This window comes from Poseidonocella pacifica (assembly GCF_900111875.1).
GTDB lineage: Bacteria > Pseudomonadota > Alphaproteobacteria > Rhodobacterales > Rhodobacteraceae > Poseidonocella > Poseidonocella pacifica.
This window is the reverse complement of sequence record NZ_FOJU01000004.1, coordinates 202,850-225,569: the sequence shown is the minus strand read 5'-3', so window position 1 is coordinate 225,569 and position 22,720 is coordinate 202,850. Positions and strand designations below refer to the sequence as shown.

General features: G+C 61.2%; 20 protein-coding genes. 14 read left to right on the top strand and 6 right to left on the bottom strand.

All coding sequences use genetic code 11. The annotated features are described in order from the left end of the window. Positions 1–158: 158 nt before the first annotated feature. Positions 159–2,033, top strand: coding sequence for a polysaccharide biosynthesis protein (locus BM234_RS13030; protein ID WP_092065675.1), 1,875 nt, complete (start codon positions 159–161; stop codon positions 2,031–2,033). Positions 2,034–2,187: 154 nt separating this feature from the next. Then, complete coding sequence (locus tag BM234_RS13025; protein ID WP_092065673.1) at positions 2,188–2,517, top strand: hypothetical protein; 330 nt, start codon at positions 2,188–2,190, stop codon at positions 2,515–2,517. Positions 2,518–2,580: 63 nt separating this feature from the next. Here the strand turns inward: BM234_RS13025 and BM234_RS13020 are convergent, their stop codons facing one another. Then, complete coding sequence (locus tag BM234_RS13020) at positions 2,581–4,764, bottom strand: primosomal protein N' (RefSeq protein ID WP_092065671.1); 2,184 nt, start codon at positions 4,762–4,764, stop codon at positions 2,581–2,583. Positions 4,765–4,857: 93 nt separating this feature from the next. On the opposite strand from BM234_RS13020, the gene fsa reads away from it, so the two are divergent. The 5 genes from fsa to BM234_RS12995 all read left to right on the top strand — a co-directional run bounded on the left by fsa (position 4,858) and on the right by BM234_RS12995 (position 8,561). Further along, complete coding sequence (gene fsa / locus BM234_RS13015; RefSeq protein WP_092065669.1) at positions 4,858–5,511, top strand: fructose-6-phosphate aldolase; 654 nt, start codon at positions 4,858–4,860, stop codon at positions 5,509–5,511. 115 nt (positions 5,512–5,626) lie between these two features. Continuing rightward, positions 5,627–6,331 carry a DUF484 family protein gene (locus BM234_RS13010; RefSeq protein ID WP_092066049.1) on the top strand — a complete coding sequence of 235 codons (705 nt, stop codon included), beginning with the start codon at positions 5,627–5,629 and terminating at the stop codon, positions 6,329–6,331. After that, the gene (locus tag BM234_RS13005; protein WP_092065667.1) at positions 6,328–7,248 is read left to right on the top strand and encodes a tyrosine recombinase XerC; all 921 of its coding nucleotides are present in this window, start codon (positions 6,328–6,330) and stop codon (positions 7,246–7,248) included. The genes BM234_RS13010 and BM234_RS13005 overlap by 4 nt, the downstream gene beginning before the upstream one ends. 35 nt (positions 7,249–7,283) lie before the next feature. Continuing rightward, positions 7,284–7,988, top strand: a complete 705-nt coding sequence (locus tag BM234_RS13000) for a CDP-alcohol phosphatidyltransferase family protein (protein ID WP_092065665.1) — start codon at positions 7,284–7,286, stop codon at positions 7,986–7,988. A 231-nt stretch (positions 7,989–8,219) separates the two neighbouring features. Next, a complete protein-coding gene (locus tag BM234_RS12995) occupies positions 8,220–8,561 on the top strand; it encodes a DUF2853 family protein (protein ID WP_092065663.1) in 342 nt (113 codons plus the stop codon). A 348-nt stretch (positions 8,562–8,909) separates the two neighbouring features. Here the strand turns inward: BM234_RS12995 and BM234_RS12990 are convergent, their stop codons facing one another. Genes BM234_RS12990 through tsaD form a run of 3 tightly spaced genes read right to left on the bottom strand, consistent with a single transcriptional unit; the run spans position 8,910 to position 11,391 of the window. Then, the gene (locus BM234_RS12990) at positions 8,910–9,335 is read right to left on the bottom strand and encodes an EVE domain-containing protein (RefSeq protein ID WP_092065661.1); all 426 of its coding nucleotides are present in this window, start codon (positions 9,333–9,335) and stop codon (positions 8,910–8,912) included. A gap of 8 nt (positions 9,336–9,343) precedes the next feature. After that, on the bottom strand, positions 9,344–10,303 hold the full coding sequence (locus tag BM234_RS12985; RefSeq protein ID WP_092065659.1) for an NAD(P)H-dependent glycerol-3-phosphate dehydrogenase: 960 nt from the start codon (positions 10,301–10,303) through the stop codon (positions 9,344–9,346). Further along, a complete protein-coding gene (gene tsaD / locus BM234_RS12980) occupies positions 10,300–11,391 on the bottom strand; it encodes a tRNA (adenosine(37)-N6)-threonylcarbamoyltransferase complex transferase subunit TsaD (RefSeq protein ID WP_092065657.1) in 1,092 nt (363 codons plus the stop codon). The genes BM234_RS12985 and tsaD overlap by 4 nt, the downstream gene beginning before the upstream one ends. Positions 11,392–11,463: 72 nt before the next feature. On the opposite strand from tsaD, the gene BM234_RS12975 reads away from it, so the two are divergent. Genes BM234_RS12975 through BM234_RS12965 form a run of 3 tightly spaced genes read left to right on the top strand, consistent with a single transcriptional unit; the run spans position 11,464 to position 15,000 of the window. Next, positions 11,464–12,171, top strand: coding sequence for a uroporphyrinogen-III synthase (locus BM234_RS12975; RefSeq protein WP_092065655.1), 708 nt, complete (start codon positions 11,464–11,466; stop codon positions 12,169–12,171). 44 nt (positions 12,172–12,215) lie between these two features. Then, on the top strand, positions 12,216–13,490 hold the full coding sequence (locus tag BM234_RS12970) for a hypothetical protein (RefSeq protein ID WP_175501271.1): 1,275 nt from the start codon (positions 12,216–12,218) through the stop codon (positions 13,488–13,490). Positions 13,491–13,500: 10 nt separating this feature from the next. Continuing rightward, on the top strand, positions 13,501–15,000 hold the full coding sequence (locus tag BM234_RS12965) for a heme biosynthesis protein HemY (RefSeq protein WP_092065651.1): 1,500 nt from the start codon (positions 13,501–13,503) through the stop codon (positions 14,998–15,000). A 227-nt stretch (positions 15,001–15,227) separates the two neighbouring features. Here the strand turns inward: BM234_RS12965 and BM234_RS12960 are convergent, their stop codons facing one another. Then, positions 15,228–16,547, bottom strand: coding sequence for a UDP-glucose dehydrogenase family protein (locus BM234_RS12960; protein ID WP_092065649.1), 1,320 nt, complete (start codon positions 16,545–16,547; stop codon positions 15,228–15,230). Positions 16,548–16,703: 156 nt separating this feature from the next. Here BM234_RS12960 and BM234_RS12955 point away from each other — a divergent pair, with 156 nt between their 5' ends. The 4 genes from BM234_RS12955 (at position 16,704) to BM234_RS12940 (ending at position 21,124) form a co-directional block, all read left to right on the top strand. Then, positions 16,704–17,657: a KpsF/GutQ family sugar-phosphate isomerase gene (locus BM234_RS12955; protein WP_092066047.1), complete on the top strand. Its 954-nt coding sequence runs from the start codon at positions 16,704–16,706 to the stop codon at positions 17,655–17,657. Beyond that, entirely contained in the window at positions 17,654–18,457 is an 804-nt protein-coding gene (locus BM234_RS12950) for a 3-deoxy-manno-octulosonate cytidylyltransferase (RefSeq protein WP_092065647.1), read from the top strand. Before BM234_RS12955 ends, BM234_RS12950 begins: the two co-directional genes overlap by 4 nt. Next, complete coding sequence (gene kdsA / locus BM234_RS12945) at positions 18,454–19,272, top strand: 3-deoxy-8-phosphooctulonate synthase (protein WP_092065645.1); 819 nt, start codon at positions 18,454–18,456, stop codon at positions 19,270–19,272. Before BM234_RS12950 ends, kdsA begins: the two co-directional genes overlap by 4 nt. A 109-nt stretch (positions 19,273–19,381) precedes the next feature. Continuing rightward, the gene (locus BM234_RS12940; protein ID WP_092065643.1) at positions 19,382–21,124 is read left to right on the top strand and encodes an OmpA family protein; all 1,743 of its coding nucleotides are present in this window, start codon (positions 19,382–19,384) and stop codon (positions 21,122–21,124) included. A 40-nt stretch (positions 21,125–21,164) separates the two neighbouring features. On the opposite strand, the gene chrA is transcribed toward BM234_RS12940, so the two are convergent. Continuing rightward, positions 21,165–22,511 (bottom strand): chromate efflux transporter, encoded by a 1,347-nt coding sequence (gene chrA / locus BM234_RS12935; RefSeq protein ID WP_092065641.1) that lies wholly within the window; start codon positions 22,509–22,511, stop codon positions 21,165–21,167. Positions 22,512–22,720 lie beyond the last annotated feature (209 nt).

The following is a 22,720-nucleotide window of genomic DNA, read 5'->3' as shown; positions in this document are numbered from 1 at the left end:
AATGCAATGCTGTCGCAGCAAACTCTCCTTTTACGAGCAACCGCTATCGACGCGCGCAGGCTTATCCTCTACTGCTGATTGATTGAGCAGGGTGGTAAATTGCCCAAGTCAGATTGAAAAGTATGTCGCCATTTTTGTGGCGGAAATAAGGGCTGGGGATGCTTTACGAGTTTTGCATCAGATTGAAAGAACGTCAGAAACAGGCCATCTTTCTATCTCTCGACGCAGTATGTATCGCTCTGGCCTATGGTCTCGCGCATCTGATCCTCGCAGGAGGAATGAGCGCAACACCGACCCCAAGTGGTTATGTCTTCGATCTGAGCATCCTTCTTCCCGCGGGGCTTGCCTTGTCCTTCGCGACCGGGCTGCACGCGATGAAGCTGAATGCCTACGAAGCGCACGGCATGAACGAAACCGCTCTTGTGGCGGTCATCCTGACCCTCGGCATGGGTATGGTCGCCATCGTGAGCGACATTGGCGCCCCTCCCGGAATTTTCCCGATCTTCGGATTGTTGTATCTGGTTGGGTCGGTCGCGGCGCGTGTCGGGCTTCGCCATGTGGTGCAGCGGATCTATGATACCGGCAAGCCGCGCGACAGGGTTCTGATCTACGGCGCGGGCCAGACCGGGCAACAACTCGCCACGGCGCTGCGCTCCGACCATGCTGTCGTTCCAATCGCCTTTGTGGATGACAGTCCGACCCTCCAGAGTCGCACAATCTGTGGCTTCAAGGTCCATTCCCCCGCGAAGCTTGGCGAATTGATCGAACGGCTACAGATCGACCTTGTGGTGATCGCAATCCCATCCGCCAGCCGCCCGACCCGTGCCCGCATCACACGCAAATTGCGCCGCTTGGGCTGTGAGGTGCAGGACATTCCCTCCTTCGCGGAACTCGTCGTCAGCGGAAGCCAGATTGCGGCTGGTCCCGCCGTCGATCTGACCGAACTTCTTGGCCGCAGCCGGTTGGACGAGGAGCTTCCCGGTGCGACGGAGACCTATCGCGGCAAGCGCATTCTGATCACCGGGGCCGGCGGCTCCATCGGGGCCGAGCTTTGCCGACAGCTTTCCAACTGCGGCCCGGCACGACTTGTCCTGATCGACCACAGCGAGCACGCGCTTTACACCATTGAACGCGAACTGGCAGAGCTGCGCCCAAGCCTTGGTGTTTCCACCGTTCTCGGCTCGATCGCCGAAGAGGGGCTGGTGCGCAAGGCGTTGGAGAGGGAGCGGGTCGACGTGGTTTTCCACGCGGCTGCCTACAAGCACCTGCCCATGGTCGAAAGCAACGCCATTGAGGGCGTACGCAACAACGTATTCGGCACGAAGGTTGTCGCCGATTGCGCGCGCGAAGCGGGAGTGGAACGTTTTATTCTCGTATCCTCCGACAAGGCGGTCCGTCCGACGAGTGTCATGGGTGCCTCAAAACGGCTGGCGGAACTGCTGGTGCAGGATCTGGCCACCCGCTCCAGCCAAACGCGCTTTTCCATGGTTCGCTTCGGGAATGTCCTCGGGTCGAGCGGCTCGGTCATTCCGCTCTTTGAGGAACAGATCGGCCGTGGCGGGCCCGTCACGCTCACCCACGAAGAGGTCACCCGCTATTTCATGACCATCTCCGAGGCGGTGCGTCTTGTGCTTTTGGCGGGATCGTTCGCGCGTGGTGGAGATGTCTTTGTGCTCGACATGGGCGCGCCGGTGCCCATTCGGCAACTCGCCCATCAGATGATCGAGGGCGCCGGGCTGACGATTCGAAATGCGGAAAATCCCCATGGCGATATCGAAGTACAGATCACCGGGTTGCGTCGTGGTGAAAAGCTCCATGAAGAACTGCTGATCGGGAGCGATATGCTCACCACGCCGCACCCCAAGATCCTGCGCGCACAGGAATCCTATATCTCCGAACTGGAGATCGCGCAGATCATCAAAGCGCTGCGCGGCGCGATCGATACCCGGGACGAAACCGCCCTGCGTGCGCTCATCATGTCCTGCGTGGCGCGCGATGCCGGCCACAAACAAATTGCCGCCGAAGAAGTCTGAGCAGATCAGTTAGATTGTGTTTTTGCCGCAACCTCCGGGAAACTGCCGCGCATTTGACCGGCTTTGGCATTTTACCCTTGGACAAGCGCTATAAACGTGCTCCTTTGTATGGGAGTGGGCTGCGCGCCCATGTTATCCAAACTGGAGTGACGTAATGAAAAAGCTCGTTCTTGCCGCGTTCGCAGCATCCACAATCGCCGCTGCCCCGGCCATGGCCGACAACGCAGCACCCGTCGCAGATCCGTTCATCAGCACGCAGACAACCGGTGGAGCTGTCCCAGTAGGAGCAGGCAGCGCAGGCGGCGTAGGCGTAACAGCAGGCGGCGCAGTAGCAGGTGGCGCAACAGCGGCCGGGCTGGGGGGACTGGCTGCGCTTGGAGCAACTTTCGCCGCACCATTGGCCATCGGCGGTGTCTTTGCTGCGATCACCGTCGCTGCGACATCCAGTGATGTCTCCGCCACTCCGGCAACCGGCACCGACTGATAGATTAGTCAGTTCGACGTCATAAGGGGGCGGCGCATTTGCGCCGTCCTTTTGTTTTGTGGCCTAGAAGAAGCTTTGCGGGTCTATATCGACGGCAAGCCGCACATCGCCGGGCAGTTTGAATTGAGCAAGCCACGCCGTCAAAGCGGCTTGTAATGGCGCTCCCTTCGCCGCCTTGACCAAAAGGCGCACCCGGTGGCGTCCGCGAATGCGTGCGATGGGTGCGGGCGCCGGGCCAAACACCTGTGCCCCGATCCGGCGCAGCGGTCCGTCTCGGCGGGCGAGTTCGCTTCCGAAATCGAACACCTGCTGCACATCACTCGCGCTTAGGATGATTCCCGCCATGCGGCCATAGGGCGGCATCCCCGCTTGTTGCCGCTCAGCCGCCTCCGCACGCCAAAACGCTTCCTCGTCCCCCGACAGGATTGCACGGATCACGGCGTGTTCCGGTTGATACGTCTGAAGCATGGCCGTCCCCTGACGTGCCCCGCGCCCGGCCCGCCCCGCCACTTGGCGCATGAGTTGGAACGTGCGTTCAGCGGCCCGTAGATCCGATCCCTGCAAGCCAAGGTCCGCATCGATGACCCCCACCAGGGTGAGGTTGGGGAAATTGTGCCCCTTGGCCACGATCTGGGTTCCGATGATGACATCCGCGCCCCCGGCGGCAATCTCCTCTATCCGCTGCTTGAGCGCCCGCGCAGATCCAAAGAGATCGGAACTCAGTGTCGCTATGCGCGCTTCGGGAAACAGGGCGGTTGCTTCTTCGGCCATCCGCTCCACCCCCGGCCCCACGGCGGCCAGCTTGTCTTCGGCCTCGCATGACGGGCACCGTTCCGGCTTGGCCTTGCTCTCGCCGCATTGATGACAGACGAGCCGGTTCTGAAACCGATGTTCGACCATACGCGCGTCGCAGTGATCACACCCGATCTGGTGCCCGCAGGCACGGCAAATGGTAACGGGCGCATAGCCACGGCGGTTGAGAAACAAAAGCGCTTGCTCTCCCCGCTCCACCCGGGCGCGGACGGCGTTTTGCAACACGTCCGAGATCCAGCGATTGGACGGGAGCGATTCCGTCCGCATGTCGACTGAACGCATCTCCGGCATGACCGCTTCGCCAAAGCGGGAGGTCAATTCCAACCGGGTGTACTTGCCCGCCTCCGCGTTCGCCCAGCTTTCCAACGACGGCGTCGCAGAGGCCAGAACGACCTGCGCATCGCAGATCGACGCGCGCAGCACTGCCATATCGCGGGCATTGTAGAGCACGCCCTCCTCCTGCTTGTAGGAGGTGTCATGTTCCTCATCGACCACGATCAGCCCCAGATCCTGAAACGGCAGGAAAAGCGCGGACCGGGCGCCGACCACAAACTGCGCGTTCCCTTCGGCAACCATCCGCCAGATCCGGCGCCGCTCCGTCATCGTCGCGCCCGAGTGCCATTCGGCGGGACGCGCGCCGAAACGGGCCTCCACACGAGTGAGGAATTCAGAGGTCAAGGCGATCTCGGGCAAAAGGACGAGCGCCTGCCGCCCTTGCCGCAACGTCTCGGCCACGGCTTCCAGATACACTTCGGTCTTGCCTGACCCGGTGACGCCCCGCAGCAGGGTGGTGCCATACCGGCGCGCAGCCGCCCCCTCGCGCAGCCGCGCCGCCGCGGCATCCTGATCCTCGGCGAGTCGCTTGCCCGCGTGATCCGCGTCGAGTCGGGGGAATGGCAAATCGCGCGGGCTTTCCTCTTCTCGGACTGCCCCGTTTTCGACCAATCCCTTGACCACACCGGTCGAAACACCGGACATCTCAGCCAATTCCTTGAGCGTGAAGGCAAGACCGCCGTAATTTTCCAGCGTCTCAATAACCCTGCGGCGCGCATCGGTCATCCGTTCGGGAAGCCCCTCCCCCCGCCGATAGATCCGGCGCATCGACGGCGGAAGGCCAAGACCCGGCGCGCGCGTCGCCAGACGCAGCATGGCGGGCATCGGGGTCAGTGTGTAGTCGGCAGCACGGGTGAGGAAGCTCTGCATCTCCTCGCGCATCGGCGGCGCGTCGAGTACCCGAATCACCGCACGAAGCTTTGCGATGTCGAAATCCCCTGCGCCCTCCCCCCAAACCACGCCAAGAACCTTGCGCGGTCCAAGCGGAACTTCCACGTAGGCCCCTTGGTGACACCCCCCCGCTGGCGCAAGGTAATCCAGCGGCCGGCCAAGGGGCTGGGCCGTCAGGACGGCAACGCGCTGACCTTCGTCAAAGAACAAGGGTTGGCGGCCTCCTGCCGGTTTGGGGTTTATGGATGTGCCGCTATGGGCTACACGCTGGCGCCAAGGAATTCCAGTCAGAGGGCACCTTTCATGAAGTTCTTCGTAGACACTGCAGATATCGACGCGATTGCCGAGTTGAATGATCTCGGCATGGTGGACGGGGTCACGACGAACCCGTCGCTCATCCTGAAATCCGGTCGCGACATTCGCGAAGTCACCAAGGCGATTTGCGACCTTGTCGACGGTCCGGTCAGCGCGGAAGTCGTCGCCACCGAAGCCGATGTGATGATCACCGAAGGCCGCAAGCTGGCCGAGATCGCTGATAACATCACGGTCAAGGTTCCCCTTACTTGGGACGGCCTCAAGGCTTGCAAGGTGCTGTCCTCGGACGGTCTCATGGTCAACGTGACCCTGTGCTTCTCCGTGAACCAGGCACTCCTGGCGGCAAAGGCCGGCGCAACGTTCATCTCGCCGTTCATCGGGCGTCTTGACGACATCAACGTCGACGGGATGGACCTCATCGCCGACATCCGTACGGTGTATGACAACTTCGCCTTCGATACGGAAATCCTTGCGGCATCCATCCGCACGGTGAACCACGTAGCCGAGTCCGCGCGCATCGGGGCCGATGTGATCACGGCCCCTCCGGGCGTGATCAAGGCGCTGGCTGCGCATCCGCTGACCGACAAGGGGCTTGAGACGTTCCTCGCGGATTGGGCCAAGACGGGTCAGAAGATCGTCTGATCCAACCGACATGCACAGAAGCCACGCCCGCGCGCCGCATCCCCGGCGCGCGGGTTTTTCGTATTGGCGGCAGGGTACACTTTGATAGGCTGCGCGGAAAATGGACGAGGCAAACATGACCAGTACCCCTGTGATAGATCAGTCCTTGCGCGACCGGCTTCTGAAGAACCCTGACGAAATCCTTGATGACACAAACCTGATGAAGGCCCTCGTCGATGCGAGTGAGAGCCAGCGCGGGCGCAACGTCGTCGACATGCGCGGCCTTGCCATGGAGCGGCTAGAGGCGCGTCTGGATCGACTTGAGGATACACATCGCTCGGTCATTGCCGCCGCCTATGAAAACCTTGCTGGCACACACCAGATTCACCGCGCCATCCTGCGGCTTCTGGACCCTGAAAGCATGGAGGGCTTCCTCTCCGCGCTTTCCGGGGACGTCGCGGAAACGCTGCGGGTCGATGCGGTACGTATCTTGCTGGAACGCGATCCAGAAGCCCCCACACCGGAGATTGCCTTGGCGGAGAATGTGCTTGCTGTGGCGCCGCTCGGCTTTGTTCATCAATACCTCTCAGGCGCGCGCGGAGGGGACAAACCTGTGAAACTGCGCGCTGTCGAACAGGGGCTGTCGGTCATCTACGGGGATGCTGGCGAAGATATTCGCTCGGAGGCCTGCATGCTGCTCGATTTCGGGGGCGGGCGGCACCCCGGCCTTCTGGTACTGGGCGCCAAGGATCCCCAAACCTTTGCCCCGCAACAGGCGACAGATTTGCTGGAGTTCTTTGCTGGCGTAGCCGCGCGGCAAATCCGCGGCTGGCTCACGTGATCGACGGGTCTCCTGCCGCAACCGATGCGCTGCATCACTGGCTGGATAGTCAACGCGCGCTCAAGAATGCGCCGGAGACCACAATAACCGCCTATCGGCACGACGTTGCTCGGTATCTTGGGTTCATCAGCCAGCATCGCGGCGGCCCCCAAGGGCTTGCGGCCTTGGGAGATGTGAACCTATCCGAGATCAGGGCATGGATGGCGCATGAGCGCGCAGACGGAATTGGCGCGCGGTCACTGGCCAGACGACTTTCTGCGGTGAAATCCTTCTACCGTTGGCTCTCCGAGCGCGAGGGATTTGACGCGACCGCGATCCTCTCGACACGCGCGCCCCGGTTCAAGGCCAAGCTTCCCCGTCCGCTCAGTGTCGATGCGGCCTCCGAGATGATTGAACGCGTCGAAGTGCAATCCGAGACGCCTTGGATTGGCGCGCGCGACACCGCTGTCGTGACCCTCCTCTATGGCTGCGGACTTCGGATTTCAGAGGCGCTCAGCCTCAACGGCGCTGCGGCCCCGCTCGGTGATACGCTTCGAATCCGGGGCAAGGGCGGCAAGGAGCGTATCGTTCCAGTGATCGCCCCGGCCCGCGAGGCCGTCGCAACTTACCAAAAGCTCTGTCCTTTTGACCTGACGGCGGACGCGCCGCTGTTTCGCGGTAAACGCGGTGGCGCCCTGAACCCACGACTAATCCAGAAGGTGATGGAAGCCGCCCGGCTTCAACTGGGGCTTCCTGCTACGGCAACGCCGCACGCCATGCGCCATAGCTTTGCCACCCACCTTCTTTCGGCGGGTGGCGACTTGCGCGCGATACAGGAGTTGCTGGGCCATTCCTCCCTTTCAACGACGCAAACCTACACTGCCGTCGACACGGCGCGGCTGATGGAGGTCTATACCCAAGCTCACCCCAAAGCCTGATTGCATCGCTCCACATGTTACGCCATGACAGGCAAATGACCGTTGTTTCAAAAGCTCTCGCCGTTCATCTCCTGACTGCGACCGGTGCCGTCTTTGCCATGCTCGCCATGCTTGAGGCCGCCCAGGAAGACTGGGCTATGATGTACCTCTGGCTCGTCGTTGCCTTCTTCGTGGACGGCATCGATGGGCCACTTGCGCGGCGGTACGATGTGAAAACGAATGCCCCGATCTTCGACGGCGTTCTGCTCGATCTCATCATCGATTATCTGACCTACGTGTTCATCCCGGCCTTTGCGCTTTTCCAATCAGGTCTGTTGCCCGGTTGGACGGGGTGGCTTGCGATCATTGTGATCACCTACGCCAGCGCCATGTATTTCTGTGATTGCCGCATGAAGACAAAGGACAACTCCTTTTCCGGTTTTCCGGGGTGTTGGAACATGTTCGTAATCGTCATGTTCGCCGTCGAGCCGAACTTCTGGGTCATTCTTGGCCTCGTGGCGCTTTTGTCGATCGCGATGTTCTTGCCGCTCAAATTCATCCATCCGGTGCGGACAGAGCGCTGGCGGATGATCTCCTTGCCGGTGGCATTGGCGTGGACCTTCTTCGCCGGATGGGCGGCTTGGGTCTCCTTCCATCCCGAAAGCTGGGCAACCTGGGGGCTTGTTGGAACGTCCCTCTACCTCGCCTCCGCCGGGATCTTGCAGCAGATCGTACCCGCGCGCAGAGGTCAGCGCGGGTAATCCCCAAGCCTTACTGCACAGCCCTGACCTAGCACTTCCAAATCGCTTTGGCCGAACCCGTAGCGTTAGGCAGGGCGCTGCGCCAATTCGCGCCATCTTACGTTACGTTAATAATGAGTGGGTTCGTAAAGGCCGTGTTTTTTCTTTCTTCAATCACGCAAATTTGTCTAAGAATGTTCACCAAATAAGAACAGGCGCGAAGCGCGCGCATTGACAGCGGAGAGAGAAACCATGGGAAAACGCGACGATCTTATCGAGAAATATGCCGAGGACCTGCGTGAGAAATGCGGGATGGAGCCGGACATGGAGCTTCTGCGGAAGGTCACCATCGGTTGTGGCCCATCGATTTATGACTCCGACGCCTCGACCGTCGCATCCTCGCAGCCCGAGGAACTCGAAACCGTAAAGAAGAACTTCCTCATCAAAAAGCTCGGCTTGTCCGACGGTCCAGAACTCATGCAAGGGATCGAGAGCGCGATTGAGACCTATGGCCGTTCAGAACGGAATAAGTACCGCGCGGTGATCTATTACATCCTTACCAAGAATTTCGGCAAGGAAAGCGTCTACGGTTGATCACGATTGGGCGTAGACCGAGATTTCAAAGGTTACTCAAAGGTTTAACCTAGAATTGCGCCTATATCTTACTTGGCGGATGGCGCGTCTTGAGGTATCCAATTCTCGACTGGCCAGGATGGCCGGGACTTTTCATAGAACACGTGTGGTGCTTGGGAGCACGTGGGGTGGCGAAGGGTCTCGGTCGATTTACGGCTGGGGCCCTTCTCTTTTCCAGACACCTATCAGAGCGCTAGGTTTCTCCGCCGAGGACATCCCGACGCGTTGCTGAGTTTTGACCGCCGAAAATTTAGTGCGTAAGCCCCTCCCAATTCCGGCCTGAGACAGTTGCTCCAGCGTTTTGGAACGTCAGGAGTCCGCCGGCATTCCGCCCATCACACAGATCTGTCGCCATTCGTCCTCGCTCACCGGCTGGACCGAGAGGCGCGAATTGCGCACCAGCACCATGTCCGACAATGTGGGCTCTCCCTTGATCTGGTCCAACGTAACCGGCACTTTGAACGGCGCTATTGCGCGGATATCGACACAGTCCCATCGATCATCGTCGGTCGTGCTGTCCGGGTGCGCCTCTGCAATCACCTCAACGATCCCAACTACGGCCTTTTCTTTCTGGGAGTGGTAGAAGAACCCGCGATCACCCTTGGACATTTCTCGCATCGCATTGCGGGCCTGATAGTTTCGCACACCGTCCCATTCTTCGCCGGCATCGCCCTTTTCCATCTGGTCATCCCAACTCCAGGTGGAGGGTTCGGACTTGAAAAGCCAATAGCGCATGGGCGACCTCATTCGGATTTGAGTGGACGGGACAGCAACGCAGCGACTGTTTCATCGAGCGCTTCGGGCCGATCAAGCAACGTTACCACCGCGGCCACGACCGGCAGGTCCAAACCATGTTGCCGGCTAAGATTGAGCGCCGCGCGCGCCGTTGCTGCGCCTTCGACGGTCGGACCGCTATCGGGGGTCTGGCCGCTGCCGATTTCGCACCCGAACCGGAAATTGCGCGACTTGTCGGAGGTACAGGTCAGGATGAGATCCCCGTGCCCGGACAATCCAACAAGAGTCTCGGCCTCCCCGCCCAAAGCCTGCGCAAGGCGTTGGATCTCTGCAAACCCTCGGGTTATCAGGGCTGCGCGGGCACTATCGCCGAGACCCGCCCCAATCACGATCCCGGCGCCAATCGCCACGACGTTCTTGAGCGCACCGCCAAGCTCCGCGCCAATGGTGTCCGTGGTACGATACAGCCGAAGCGCTGGCGTGCTGAGTTTCTCCTGAAGCGCGGCACCAAGGGCATCATCGCCGCAGGCCAGCGTCAGCGCAGTCGGCAGGCCCACCGCAATATCAGCGGCAAAACTCGGGCCGGTCAGCAGCGCCGCCTTTGCCGAGGGCGCACCATGCGCAATGACCTGAAGTGGACCGGACAAAGTGCTGACGTCGATCCCCTTGCAGCAGGCGATGAGCGTCTTGCCATCAAAGCGCGCGCCCTCCCCCGCCAGAAACGCTGCCAACTTCTGCATCGGCAATGCGAGAAGCAGCACGTCCGCCGCAGTCGCCTCCGCAAGATCTGCGGTAGGGGTAACTCTGGCGGGCAGCGGCACGCCGGGGAGCCGCTTGGTATTTTCCCTCGCTCGGATCATCTCAGCTACATGCTCGGGGTCTCTCGCCCAGAGGCAGACATGGCCTTTTGCCCCAAGGGCAATCGCAAGGCTCGTTCCGAATGCACCCGCGCCGAGAACGGAAATCATGCCTTTGCTCCCTTGCGCCCGCCCCCGATGAGCGGATCCGCAGTGGTATCCAAGGGCCAACGCGGACGGGCCGCAAGCGTCATGTCATGAGAGATACCTGCGTCGCGCAGTTCAAGCCCGGCATAGGCGATCATCGCTGCATTGTCCGTACAAAGAGCCAGCGGCGGCGCGGTGAAGGAGATGCCTTCCGCGTCGCAAACGTTTCGAAGACTGCTGCGGATCTCCCTGTTCGCTGCGACCCCCCCCGCGACAGAGAGCACGCGCCCATTTGGCTCGGCTGCGCGGAACGCGGCAATTGCGCGGCGGGTCTTTTCCGCAAGAATATCCGCCACGGCGCGCTGGAACCCGGCACAAAGATCATCGCGATCGCGGCGCAGCAAACGCCCGTCGACCACCAGTTTGTCCCGTTGCCGAAGCAGTGCAGTCTTCAACCCGGAGAAAGACAGATCGCATTTTGGCCGATCCAACAGCGGACGCGGAAGGGCAAAGCGACCGGGATCGCCCTGCGTCGCGGCCTCTTCGACAGCCGGACCGCCCGGTTGCGGCAAACCCAAAAGGCGCGCGGCCTTGTCGAACGCTTCGCCCGGCGCGTCGTCTATGGTTCCTCCAAGCCGGGTAAACCGCTCGGGCCCATGTGCAATGAGGTATTGGCAATGCCCGCCCGAAACGAGCAGCACGAGATAGGGATATGCAATGCCGTCGGTCAACCGGGGCGTAAGCGCGTGCCCCGCGAGATGGTTCACCCCAACCAAGGGCAGACCGGTACCAACGGCAATGCCCTTGGCAAACATCACCCCGGACAGAACCCCGCCGATGAGGCCCGGCCCAGCCGTCACTGCGACCGCGTTTAGCGCGGAGAGCGAAACCCCAGCTTCGGCAAGTGCGTCTGCAACGCAGACGTCAAGCTTTTCGGAATGGGCGCGCGCCGCGATCTCGGGGACGACACCGCCGAAAGGTGCATGCAAAGCGCCCTGCCCCCGCACCACAGATGACAGAACATGCGCTTGACCGGGAACACCGCGCACGATTGCAGCAGCAGTGTCGTCGCAACTGCTTTCGATGCCAAGAAGGGTAAGCGGGCGATCCATCGGCGCTTTCATTGCTAAGAAGGCCATAGGCAGGTAGCACTGGTGCCGTTCCGAGACAATCCCGGCCTGCGCATGACAACTGGACCTCATCTGCTGCTGACCCGCCCCGAAGCGGCCTCTCGTCGGTTCGCCCGGGATATGGTGGGAGCGAACGTTCTCATCTCCCCACTTTCGCGGATTGAACCTGTGGCACATGCGAAAGCTAGGGCGAAAAACCTTGTTCTGACCTCTGCCAATGCCGTTCCGGCGGCTGTGGCGATTGGCGCCGACTTGCCCGTTTATGCCGTGGGGCCCCAAACTGCGGAGGCGGCGCGCGCTGAGGGGCTGACCGCAATCTCGGCCGAGGGGACCGCGGCCGACCTGATGCGCCTGCTTCTCCGGGACAGGCCCGAGGGTCTGCTTTACCTACGGGGAGAACGCATTTCCCATGATATTTGCACGGAACTTCGACAAGCGGGCCTGACTGCAGAGGAGGCCATCGTCTATCGTGCCGTGCCCACACCCCTCTCGGAAAAGGCACAAACGTTGCTGCAAAGCAGCCGCCCGGTGATCCTGCCTGTATTTTCGAAATCGACCGCAGAGCGCCTGCGGCCCGATCTCTCAGTGGCGCAAAATCTGTATCCCGTCGCCATAAGCGCCACCGTCTCCGAAGCACTTGGCCCCCCATGGGATGAAAACACGCTGATTTCTGCCACCCCGGAAGGCATTGGCATGCGCGAAACGGTTCAGCGGCAAATCGACACCCTTCGCCGCCTTGAGGGGTTGCCCCCCCCGCGCTAAGTTGCTTCGTGAAAAGGGCGAACAGCCTGAGAATCACGAGGGGTATGAGGGTGGTGACGTCGGAAGAGGACGAAAAGCGCAAGAGCGAGATGCCGGAGACGGCCGACTCTCCCGAAACCGATCAGACAAAGATGTCGGATGACCCGCAGGCCGAAGAGCCTGATGCAGGGATCGACACGGTCGAAGCCAACGCAGAGGAACCCCAAGAAGACACTTACGCCACCTCCTCGGTGGAGGCACAACCGGATGCGGATGAACCCGTGACCGAAGATCAGCCCGCCGACGAGGAAACGCTGCACCAAGAGAGCACGCCGGTGCCGGAGGCAAGCCCAACCGCGACCGCCGAGAAACGCGGAGGCTTCGTTCCTGCGCTGATCGGCGGGGTTCTCGCCGCGGCAATCGGGTTCGGCGCGGCTTACTGGGGAGTTCTGGCAACGGATTCGGATGACGGGGCGATCGAAGCTCTGCGCGCGGAAATGGCCGAGAAGGACGCTGCGATCGAAAGCCTTCGGACCGATCTGGCGGGGCAGACGGAAGCCGTTCAAGGCGCGCAAGCCGCTCTGGGTGACGCAACCGCCGCGACGACGGCAAGTGTCGACGAGGTTTCGACCCGGGTCGATGGCATGGCCGAGGCACTTTCCGCGCTTGATGACAGGCTGACCGCTCTCGAGAAGCGCCCGATAGAGGAAAGCGTCTCTCCCGAGGCAATCGCCGCCTATGAGCGCGAAATTGACACGCTCCGCGCCTCGGTTTCCGAGCAACGAGCCGAATTCGAAGCCTTGCTGACCGAGGCACGAGAGACACGCGCCTCCGCCGAGGATACTGCGCAACAATCCTCAGCCCGCGCCGCTCTGGGTGAAATCCGCGCGGCGATCGACGCCGGGGCCCCCTTCGCAGGATCGCTCGCGGAATACGAAGCCGCCACGGGAGAAAGCGCACCGGAGGCACTTGCCGTCGTTTCCGAAAGTGGCCCTCCTACGCTCGCAGCGCTTCAGGCGTCTTTCCCAGACGCTGCGCGCGGTGCATTGGCTGCCGCACGTGCAGGCGCAACCGAAGAGAGCGGCAGCATGCGTGCGTTCTTCGAGAAGCAGCTTGGCGCCCGTTCCATACAGCCGCGTGACGGAGACGATCCGGATGCGGTCTTGTCACGTGCAGAAGCGGAGTTGCGCTCGGGTGCGCTACAATCCGCCCTCTCCGAACTCGATGCCTTGCCCGAGGCCGCCAAGTCGGAATTGTCCGACTGGATCGGTCAGGCCCGAACCCGTATCGATGCGCTAGAAAGCGCAGACGGGCTCGCCACGCAACTCACTCAGGATTAAGGGCAGCGAGATGCTTTGGTCGCTCATCAAAATAGTCGTTTTCATCACGCTGATCGCCGCTTTGACACTCGGGGCGGGTTATCTCCTCGAAAGTCAGGGAGGCATTCAGGTCACCGTTGCGGGTGTTGAATACACACTCGGGCCGCTGCAATCGGTCATTGCGGTCGCGCTCTTCGTTCTGGCGCTTTGGGTCATCCTCAAATTGCTCGGCTTGCTGGTGGCGGTTCTGCATTTCATCAATGGTGATGAAACAGCGATCTCCCGTCATTTCGACCGAAATCGGGAGAAAAAGGGCGTACAGGCGCTGACCGAGGGCCTGATTGCGCTGGCGAGCGGCGAGGGCCGGGAGGCGATGGCCAAGGCGGACAAGGCGGACAAGTTACTGAACCGGCCGGAATTAGGGCGCCTACTGACCGCGCAGGCCGCCGAGCTGACCGGAGACCGAAAGAAGGCCGAAGCCGCCTATCGCAAGTTGCTTGCCGACGACAGAACCCGATTTGTGGGTATTCGCGGGATCATGCGACAGAAGTTGGAAACCGGCGAGATCGATACCGCCCTGTCCCTTGCCGAACATGCATTCGCGATCAAACCGCGCAATGTCGAGGTGCAAGATACCCTACTGAAGCTACAGGCGCAAAAACATGACTGGGCTGGCGCGCGCAAGACTCTCGGCGCAAAACTCAAGCATGGGCAGCTTCCCCGCGACGTGCATAAGCGTCGTGATGCGGTTCTTGCTCTTGGCCAGGCGAAAGAGGTCTTTGCCGACGAGTCATCCATCGAAGCGCGCGAAAAGGCGATTGAGGCCAACAGGCTCTCCCCTGACCTTATCCCCGCTGCTGTCTTGGCGGCGAAGGGATACGTTGAGCAGGGGAACCGGCGGCACGCGACACGCGTCCTGAAGAAGGCATGGTCGGTGCATCCGCACCCCGATCTCGCTGCTGCTTTCGCCGCCATCGAACCGGATGAGACACCAGAGGGGCGAATTCGCCGGTTCCAGAAGTTCGTTCGCAGCCAACCGGATCACCCAGAGAGCAAAATGCTCATGGCCGAACTCAACATCGCCGCGGAAGATTTCCCCGGAGCGCGGCGAGAGCTTGGCGATCTGGTGGAAACCGCACCGAACGCCCGTGTCCTGACCATCATGGCCGCGATTGCACGGGGCGAAGGCCACGACGACGCAATGGTCAAAGGCTGGCTCGCTCGGGCGCTGACGGCACCGCGTGGGCCGCAATGGGTTTGCGAGAAGTGTAGCGCCGTACACGCCGATTGGGCACCAGTCTGCTCGGTCTGTGACGGGTTTGACACGATGGCATGGAAGACCCCGCCAACATCCGAGACCCAAACGTCATCCGGATTTGAGATGCTGCCCCTCATCGTCGGCGCCTTGGAGCAAAAGCCCGCTACGGAAGAGGCTTCGCAGGACGACGCCGCCGTGGAAGAGGCAGAGGTCATCGATGAGACCGTGGTAGAGGCCGAACCGGCCGGATCTAAGGAAGAAAAATCAGCCTGACCCCAATGGGGCAACTTGCCGGCCGATGCAGCCCGCCGTTCGAAAGACTGTGGGCTGCACGTTTCGGAGCACTGACGAGTTGCCCGCTGGCTCTCTGATCAGGGCGTGCAAGGGCACTCTCCTACCGACGAGACGCAGCAAGACCACATGGCCGGAGCCATCGTGCTATTACATCGACCGGGGCTTCACGAGGCCCCGACCCTTGGAGTGCGATCTAAGTAATCGGCTCAGGCTTCGAAACCGGAGCGGCCAACCGCAGTATAGGCGGTGAAGCCATTAGCCTCGACGTCCTTCGCCTTGTAGACGTTCCGCAGGTCGGCCATGCGCGGCGTGTTCATCGACCCGCTCAGGCGTTTGAGATCCAGCGCCCGGAACTCGTTCCACTCCGTCAGAACCACAATCAGGTCCGCACCTTCGGCAGCTTCGTACGGATCTTCGATCCAGTTCACTCCGGGAAGCAGTTTCTCGCCCTCGTGCCGCCCCTGTGGATCCACCACGCGGACCTTGGCTCCGCCGCCGACCATGGCCGGTACGATGGTAAGAGAGGGTGCATCACGCATATCGTCCGTGTTCGGCTTGAACGTCACGCCAAGCACAGCGACTGTCTTTCCGTTGAAGCTGCCATCGCAGAGATCGGCGAGCTTCTCGACCATCCGGCGCTTGACCTCCTCGTTGACCTTGATGACCGCCTCGGTGATTTGCATCGGACTCGCGAAATCTTGCCCGATCCGCGCAAGAGCCTTGGTATCCTTGGGAAAACACGATCCGCCATAGCCAGGTCCGGCATGCAGGAACTTGTTGCCGATGCGCCCGTCCATGCCCATCCCGCGAGAAACTTGTTTCACATCCGCGCCAACCTTTTCGCAAAGCGCCGCGATCTCATTGATGAACGTGATCTTGGTCGCGAGGAACGCGTTGGCGGCGTATTTGATCATCTCGGCGCTCTCGAGATCGGTCGTCACGATCGGAAAGTCGCGCAAATAAAGCGGTTGATAGATCGCGGCCATGACCTCGGCGGCGCGGTCCGTTTCGACCCCGACAACAACGCGGTCAGGCTTCATGAAATCGTCAATGGCCGCGCCCTCGCGCAGGAATTCAGGGTTCGAGGCCACATCGAAATCGAGCGCTGGATTGGCCGCAGCGATGGTTTCACGAACCTTGCGGTTCGTCCCGACCGGAACCGTCGATTTGGTCACCACTACGACATAGTCCTTGGCGGTCTGGGCGATTTCTTCGGCGGCAGCCATCACATAGGTCAGGTCTGCGTGGCCATCGCCGCGGCGGGTCGGCGTTCCGACCGCGATAAAGATCGCATCAGCGCCCTCAACAGCCTTTGCCAGATCCAGCGTGAAGGTCAGACGGCCCGCTTCGACATTCTTGGCCATCAGCACATCAAGGCCCGGCTCATAAATCGGCACTTCACCGCGTTCGAGCTTTTCGATCTTGGTGGGGTCCTTGTCGACGCAGATCACATCGTGCCCGAAATCCGAAAAGCAGACGCCCGAAACCAGGCCCACATAGCCCGTGCCGATCATTGCAATTTTCATGGATGCGATCCTCTGCGCAGAGACAAGTCGCGTGCCGTTAAGACGCATGACCCCGCCCATGTCAACAAATGCGTCGTTCGACTTGTACCCGAAGCGCTTTCCATCATGGGTTCAGCGCGGTATCACGGCTCCATGATGCTAGAGAATGCGCTCCAGATGCCCCTTTCCCCGACAGATATCGCCAGAGAAGTCCTCCGCATAGAGTCTGCGGCACTCAGCCAGATGGCGCTTGAGATGCCTGCGGATTTCGATTGCACGGTTGAACGCCTGCTCGCGGTCGAAGGTCGGGTGATCATTTCGGGTATGGGCAAATCCGGGCACGTCGCCAAGAAGATCGCCGCCACCCTCGCCAGCACAGGAACCCCGGCGCAATACGTTCATCCCGGAGAGGCCAGCCACGGCGATCTGGGAATGATCACGCGGCAGGATGCGCTGGTTCTCATCTCCAATTCAGGGGAAACGCGCGAACTTGCCGATATCATCGCTCATAGCCGCCGTTTCGCCATTCCGCTCGTCGCGATCACCAAGCGCGAACGAAGCACGCTCGCCCATCAGGCCGACTTTACCCTCCTGCTACCCGACGCGCCCGAGGCATGTGCGATCGGCATGGCCCCAACAACCTCGACAGTCTGCGCCATGGCGCTCGGCGATGCGCTTGCCGTCGCGCTCATGAAAAACAGGGGCTTCGAGAAGGAAAACTTTCTTGCGTTTCACCCGGGCGGAACGCTCGGCGCGCAACTCCTCAAAGTGTCCGCAGTGATGCATCGTGGAACGGAACTTCCGGTGGTAAACGCCGATACCGCAATGGGCGATACCCTCTTGGAAATGACCGCCAAGGGATTTGGGATCGCTGCTGTCGTGGCGGACGAGAGGCTTGTCGGCACCATCACGGATGGCGATCTGCGCCGCAATCTCGAGGGGTTGATGGACCGCAAAGCCGGGGATGTCGCCACACCCGCGCCCAAAACAACCATGCCCGATGCACTTTTGACCGAAGCGCTCAGACAGATGAATGATCGAAAGATCTCCGCCCTATTCGTAACCGATGAGGAGGAACGCCTCGTGGGGCTCGTCCATATTCATGACGCGCTACGCGCCGGGGTCGCATGACAAACCCGGGCCGCGCAGTCATTTTCATCCCCGCCCGCTTTGCGAGCACCCGGTACCCCGGAAAACCGCTTGTGGAGTTGACCGGCGCGTCTGGGGTCGCAAAATCGCTTATCCGGCGCAGCTGGGAAGCCGCAAAGGCCGTTCCAGAGGCGGATGATGTTTATGTCCTGACGGATGATGATCGTATCCGGGAAGCTGCGGAGGCTTTTGGCGCAGAGGTGATCATGACCTCCACAGAGGCGCGCAACGGCACCGAACGCTGCGCCGAGGCTGTGGCGCAGCTTGCTGAGAAACCCGATATCGTCGTCAATCTCCAAGGCGATGCGCCCCTGACGCCGGCATGGTTCGTGTCCGACCTGATTGGCGTGATGCGCGCCAGTGCGCATGTTCAGGTCGCGACCCCCGTGCTGCGATGCGACGCTGAAACCCTTGCCCACTTGGTCACAGACCGCCGCGAAGGCCGCGTGGGCGGTACCACCGCCGTGATGCGCAGCGACGGTCAGGCGATCTATTTCTCCAAGGAAGTGCTGCCCTATGTCGGCGATTTGGCCAACCCGCCTGTCGTCCATCATCATGTGGGCGTCTATAGCTACCGCCCCGATGCACTCACCCAATATGGCGGGTGGCCCGAGGGCACGCTGGAACGCGCCGAAGGGTTGGAACAGCTACGGTTTATCGAAAATGGCTGGCCAGTCACCTGTGTAGAAGTCGAAGGCCGCGGCCGCGTATTTTGGGAACTCAACAACCCTGTCGATGTGGAGCGCATCGAAACCGTTCTGAAGAAAGAAGGCATTGAATGAAAACCGTCGAGGTCGGCCCCGTCAGCATTTCCAATGATGCGCCATTTGCGCTCATTTCCGGTCCGTGCCAGCTTGAGAGCCTTGAACACGCGCTCATGATGGCAGAGCGCATTCGCGACGCCGCCGAAGCCGCACGAACTCCGTGGATCTTCAAGGCGAGCTACGACAAGGCCAATCGCTCTTCGCTTGAGGGGAAACGCGGACTTGGCATGGAGAAGGGTCTGGAGATCCTCGCCGAGGTCAAGGCGCGGTTCGGGTGCCCCATTCTGACGGACGTGCATGAACCGGGGCACTGCGCCCGCGCGGCTGAAGTGGCCGATCTACTTCAAATTCCTGCGTTTCTGTGCCGCCAGACCGATCTCCTGCTCGCGGCAGGGGAGACCGGTGCTGCAATCAACGTCAAGAAGGGGCAGTTCCTCGCTCCGTGGGACATGGCCAACGTGGCCGCCAAGATTGCCAGCACGGGCAACGAACGGATCATGCTGTGCGAGCGGGGCACGTCTTTTGGATACAACATGCTGGTGTCCGACCTGCGTTCGCTCCCGATCATGGCCGAAACCGGGTATCCGGTCGTCTTTGATGCTACTCACTCGGTGCAGCTTCCCGGTGGGCAAGGTACCTCTTCCGGTGGACAGCGCCAATTTGTACCACCGCTTGCGCGCGCGGCGCTGGCGGTCGGGTGTGCGGCCCTCTTCATCGAAACACACGAAGACCCGGACAACGCGCCTTCGGATGGCCCAAACATGGTGCCGGTGTCCGAGCTTCCCGCCCTGCTTGCAAGGCTGCGCGCAGTTGACGATCTGATCAAGTCCTAACCAGTCCGCTCATCTTTTTTACGACGGGACTGCGCTTCGGATCGAACCGGAACGCGGTCTCGTGCGTTGAGAGTCATTCCATCCACGCGGATGAACGAAAGGACCGATTATGATAACCGGACGTCGCAATTCCACCTCAGCCCTGGTGATCGCTGCCATGCTGGCAAGCCACACCGCCACGACAGCTTTTGCTCAGGAGGGTGGCAGCAATCTGCTCGGGTTCGAGACCGAGGGGCTCAGCGAAGCCGAAATCGATGCGGAATTGGAGCGCTTGCGCGCGTTGTGCGAGACGGCCGAAACCTCGCCCGAGGGCGTGGACTGCGCGGCTCTCGCCGGTGCGACCGGGGATGAGCCAGCGGAAGCGCCCAACAGTGAACTGACCGAGGATGTCCCGACGCCCGAGGCGGAGGATGCGGGAGAAAACGCTGAGGCCGCATCCGAGAGCACCGAACCTAGTGAAGAGGCTGAAGCAGAGGAACAGGTAGCCCCAGATCAAGCCCTTCCTGCGCCGGAAGCTGCGCCCGAGACCGAGACCGAGACCGAGACCGAGACCGAGACCGAGACCGAGACCGAGACCGAGACCGAGCAATTGCAGGTCGACGAAGCAACTGGCAACCCTGCGTCGTCGGAAGCTCCCGCAGCTACCGAGACGCATCAGGCGGACGAGCCAGCGCCGATCGCGGAACCCGCGCCCGAGGAGACAGAACCTGAAGCGGCCGCGCAAACACCCGAGCCAGAGCCAGAACCGATGGATAGCGAGGCACAGGCCGAAGCGGAAGCGGAGCAGTCAGCGCGCGCGGAAACCTCTGCCGCCGCGAGCGGAGAAGAAGGTGGCTCAGAGCCGCAGCTTATCGAGGAGACCGTCGACGCTGAGGACGTTCGAAATTCCGACGAGAACTTCGAAACCAATGTCACCGAAAAACAGAGCAGCGCCTCTACCAAGAAGAAATCGAGCGACAAGGATGATGACGAAGACGGCCTGAGCACCTTGGCGAAGGGCGCGCTCCTTGGGTTTGGCGCGATCGCTCTTGATCAGATCCTGAACGGGGATGACCGCGTGGTGTCGAATTCCGGTGACCGCGTCGTTGTGGAGAACAATGGCCAATATCGCGTTCTGCGGAATGACGACGTTTTGCTGCGACGTCCCGGAGCGGATGTGAAAACCTATCAGTACGATGACGGCTCTTCGCGCAACGTTGTGACCTACGAAGATGGAACAGCGGTCGAGACGATACGAGCAGCGGATGGCCGCGTGCTTCGTCGTGCACGGACCTTGGCGAATGGCGAGGAGGTGCTGTTGTTTGATGACACGCGCCAGACGGACCAGGTTCGCGTCAGTGAGTTGCCGGAGACCTCGCAGCCACGAGTTAATTTCCGAGATATCGGGGAGGATGAACTGGCGGCCGCGCTCGCCGCACAGAATGGCGTGACCCGCAGGTTCTCGCTCTCGCAGATCCGAAATATCGACCGCGTCCGCCATTTGGTGCCGGAGATCACAGTGGATTCGATCAACTTCCAGACCGGCTCCGCCGCGATTCGCCCCGAGGAAGCGCGTGATCTCTCGGCGCTTGGAAACCAGATGAAGCGCATGATCGAGGACAATCCGTCTGAGGTTTTCCTGATCGAAGGTCATACGGATGCGGTGGGCAGCTATTCGGCCAACCTCGCCTTGTCGGACCGCCGAGCAGAATCCGTGGCGCTCGCGCTTACTGAATACTTCCGCGTGCCGCCCGAAAACATGATCTTGCAGGGCTATGGCGAATCCGACCTCGCGGTCCAGACGGAAGCCGCAGAGCGCCAGAACCGCCGCGCGGCCGTTCGCCGGATCACGACGCTCCTTCAGGGGAAATAAATCCCGGTCGGGCGGCCCACGGGTCGCCCGCATCCCTCGCCTATTTCAGACCGAAATAGGCCATCCCGCCCCCCGCGCATACAGCAAGTACGCTGAGAACGCCTGCGTTAAAGCGAAAGATCGCCACCGCCGCACCGGCCGCCAAGAGGGCAGCGACGGGATCAACCGATGATGGTATCGGCAGGTCGATGTGTAAAAGTCCCGCATCGACCGTGATTTGCTCCTTGAAGAGTGCATGCACTGCAAACCAGAGCGCGAGATTCAGGACCACCCCGACAATCGCGGCGGTGATTGCTGCGAGCCCACTTGCAACGAACGGATTTGCCCGAAGACGCTCGATGTGAGGGGCGCCGAGGAATATCCACAGGAACGACGGCAAAAAGGTCACCCATGTCACGAGACAGGACGCCAGAACCGCCGCGAGCCATGGGTTGAGCCCATCGGGAAAGCGAAAAGCCGCGAGAAATCCAACGAACTGGACAACTTGGATGAGAGGGCCCGGCGTGGTTTCCGCCATTCCCAATCCGTCGAGCATTTCCTCTGGCGTTAGCCACCCGTGCAATTCCACCGCCGCTTGGGCAACATAGGCGAGCACGGCATAGGCCCCGCCGAACGTCACGACGGCCAACTGACTGAAGAACACCCCGAGCCGGGAAAAGGTGGCATCGGGACCCAGTGCAAGCAGCAGCCCGCCGACTGGGACGAGCCAGAGCACGAGACAGATAAGAGCCGGGCGCAGCGTGGCACCCTTCTGCTTGGCATGAGCCGGAACACCTTCGCCCAGCAACGACCTTTGGTCCGAGAGATCAGAGGCAGACGCGGCTTTCGCGCCCATTCCGAACCCGCGATTCCCCCGGCGGCCCGCGATAAGGCCCGTCAGCCCGGCGACAACAACGATTGCCGGAAATGGCACCGCGAAAGCATACAAGGCGAGGAAAGAGAGGGCCGCAAGCAAAATGGCGGCCTTGCTATGGAGCGCACGAGACCCGATGCGAAGCACCGCCTGTACAACAATCGCTAGCACCGCTGCTGTGAGGCCAAAGAACAACCCCTCAATCGCCGGCACATGACCAAAGGCCGCGTAGAGCAGGCTGAGCGCCAGAATGGAAACGAAGCCCGGCAAGACGAACAGCACTCCGGCGACTACCCCGCCTGCCGTTCGATTCATCAACCAGCCGAGATAGATCGCAAGCTGCTGTGCCTCCGGCCCCGGAAGCAGCATGCAGAAATTCAGTGCATTGAGGAAACGAGCCTCACCGATCCACCGTTTCTCCTCCACAACGATGCGATGCATGACGGCAATCTGCCCTGCCGGGCCGCCAAACGACAGAAGGGCGATACGGGCCCAGGTACGCGTCGTGACGGAAAGTGGAATTGGGGCCGTCATTTCTCGCACCGGATCCTTTGCACCTCGGGGATGCGCCTTCCGGGCACTTTTCTCGGAGGGCTAGGCCATGTCAAGCGCACGTCCAACTCTGCGCTCATGCGATGATGCGATGATGGCAGGTGGCGCAAAGGGATCGCAAATATGTAGATCCCAGACAGCAAAAAGGGCGGAAGTACCGCCCTTAGAAGTCTCATCATCTGACCCGAAGG

Bases quoted from the DNA above. Each gene is read 5' to 3' on its own strand.
- BM234_RS13030 (WP_092065675.1), top strand. From the start codon at position 159: ATGCTTTACGAGTTTTGCATCAGATTGAAAGAACGTCAGAAACAGGCC.
- BM234_RS13025 (WP_092065673.1), top strand. From the start codon at position 2,188: ATGAAAAAGCTCGTTCTTGCCGCGTTCGCAGCATCCACAATCGCCGCT.
- fsa (WP_092065669.1), top strand. From the start codon at position 4,858: ATGAAGTTCTTCGTAGACACTGCAGATATCGACGCGATTGCCGAGTTG.
- BM234_RS13010 (WP_092066049.1), top strand. From the start codon at position 5,627: ATGACCAGTACCCCTGTGATAGATCAGTCCTTGCGCGACCGGCTTCTG.
- BM234_RS13000 (WP_092065665.1), top strand. From the start codon at position 7,284: ATGACCGTTGTTTCAAAAGCTCTCGCCGTTCATCTCCTGACTGCGACC.
- BM234_RS12995 (WP_092065663.1), top strand. From the start codon at position 8,220: ATGGGAAAACGCGACGATCTTATCGAGAAATATGCCGAGGACCTGCGT.
- BM234_RS12990 (WP_092065661.1), bottom strand. From the start codon at position 9,335: ATGCGCTATTGGCTTTTCAAGTCCGAACCCTCCACCTGGAGTTGGGAT.
- BM234_RS12985 (WP_092065659.1), bottom strand. From the start codon at position 10,303: ATGATTTCCGTTCTCGGCGCGGGTGCATTCGGAACGAGCCTTGCGATT.
- tsaD (WP_092065657.1), bottom strand. From the start codon at position 11,391: ATGGATCGCCCGCTTACCCTTCTTGGCATCGAAAGCAGTTGCGACGAC.
- BM234_RS12975 (WP_092065655.1), top strand. From the start codon at position 11,464: ATGACAACTGGACCTCATCTGCTGCTGACCCGCCCCGAAGCGGCCTCT.
- BM234_RS12970 (WP_175501271.1), top strand. From the start codon at position 12,216: ATGAGGGTGGTGACGTCGGAAGAGGACGAAAAGCGCAAGAGCGAGATG.
- BM234_RS12965 (WP_092065651.1), top strand. From the start codon at position 13,501: ATGCTTTGGTCGCTCATCAAAATAGTCGTTTTCATCACGCTGATCGCC.
- BM234_RS12960 (WP_092065649.1), bottom strand. From the start codon at position 16,547: ATGAAAATTGCAATGATCGGCACGGGCTATGTGGGCCTGGTTTCGGGC.
- BM234_RS12955 (WP_092066047.1), top strand. From the start codon at position 16,704: ATGCCCCTTTCCCCGACAGATATCGCCAGAGAAGTCCTCCGCATAGAG.
- BM234_RS12950 (WP_092065647.1), top strand. From the start codon at position 17,654: ATGACAAACCCGGGCCGCGCAGTCATTTTCATCCCCGCCCGCTTTGCG.
- kdsA (WP_092065645.1), top strand. From the start codon at position 18,454: ATGAAAACCGTCGAGGTCGGCCCCGTCAGCATTTCCAATGATGCGCCA.
- BM234_RS12940 (WP_092065643.1), top strand. From the start codon at position 19,382: ATGATAACCGGACGTCGCAATTCCACCTCAGCCCTGGTGATCGCTGCC.
- chrA (WP_092065641.1), bottom strand. From the start codon at position 22,511: ATGACGGCCCCAATTCCACTTTCCGTCACGACGCGTACCTGGGCCCGT.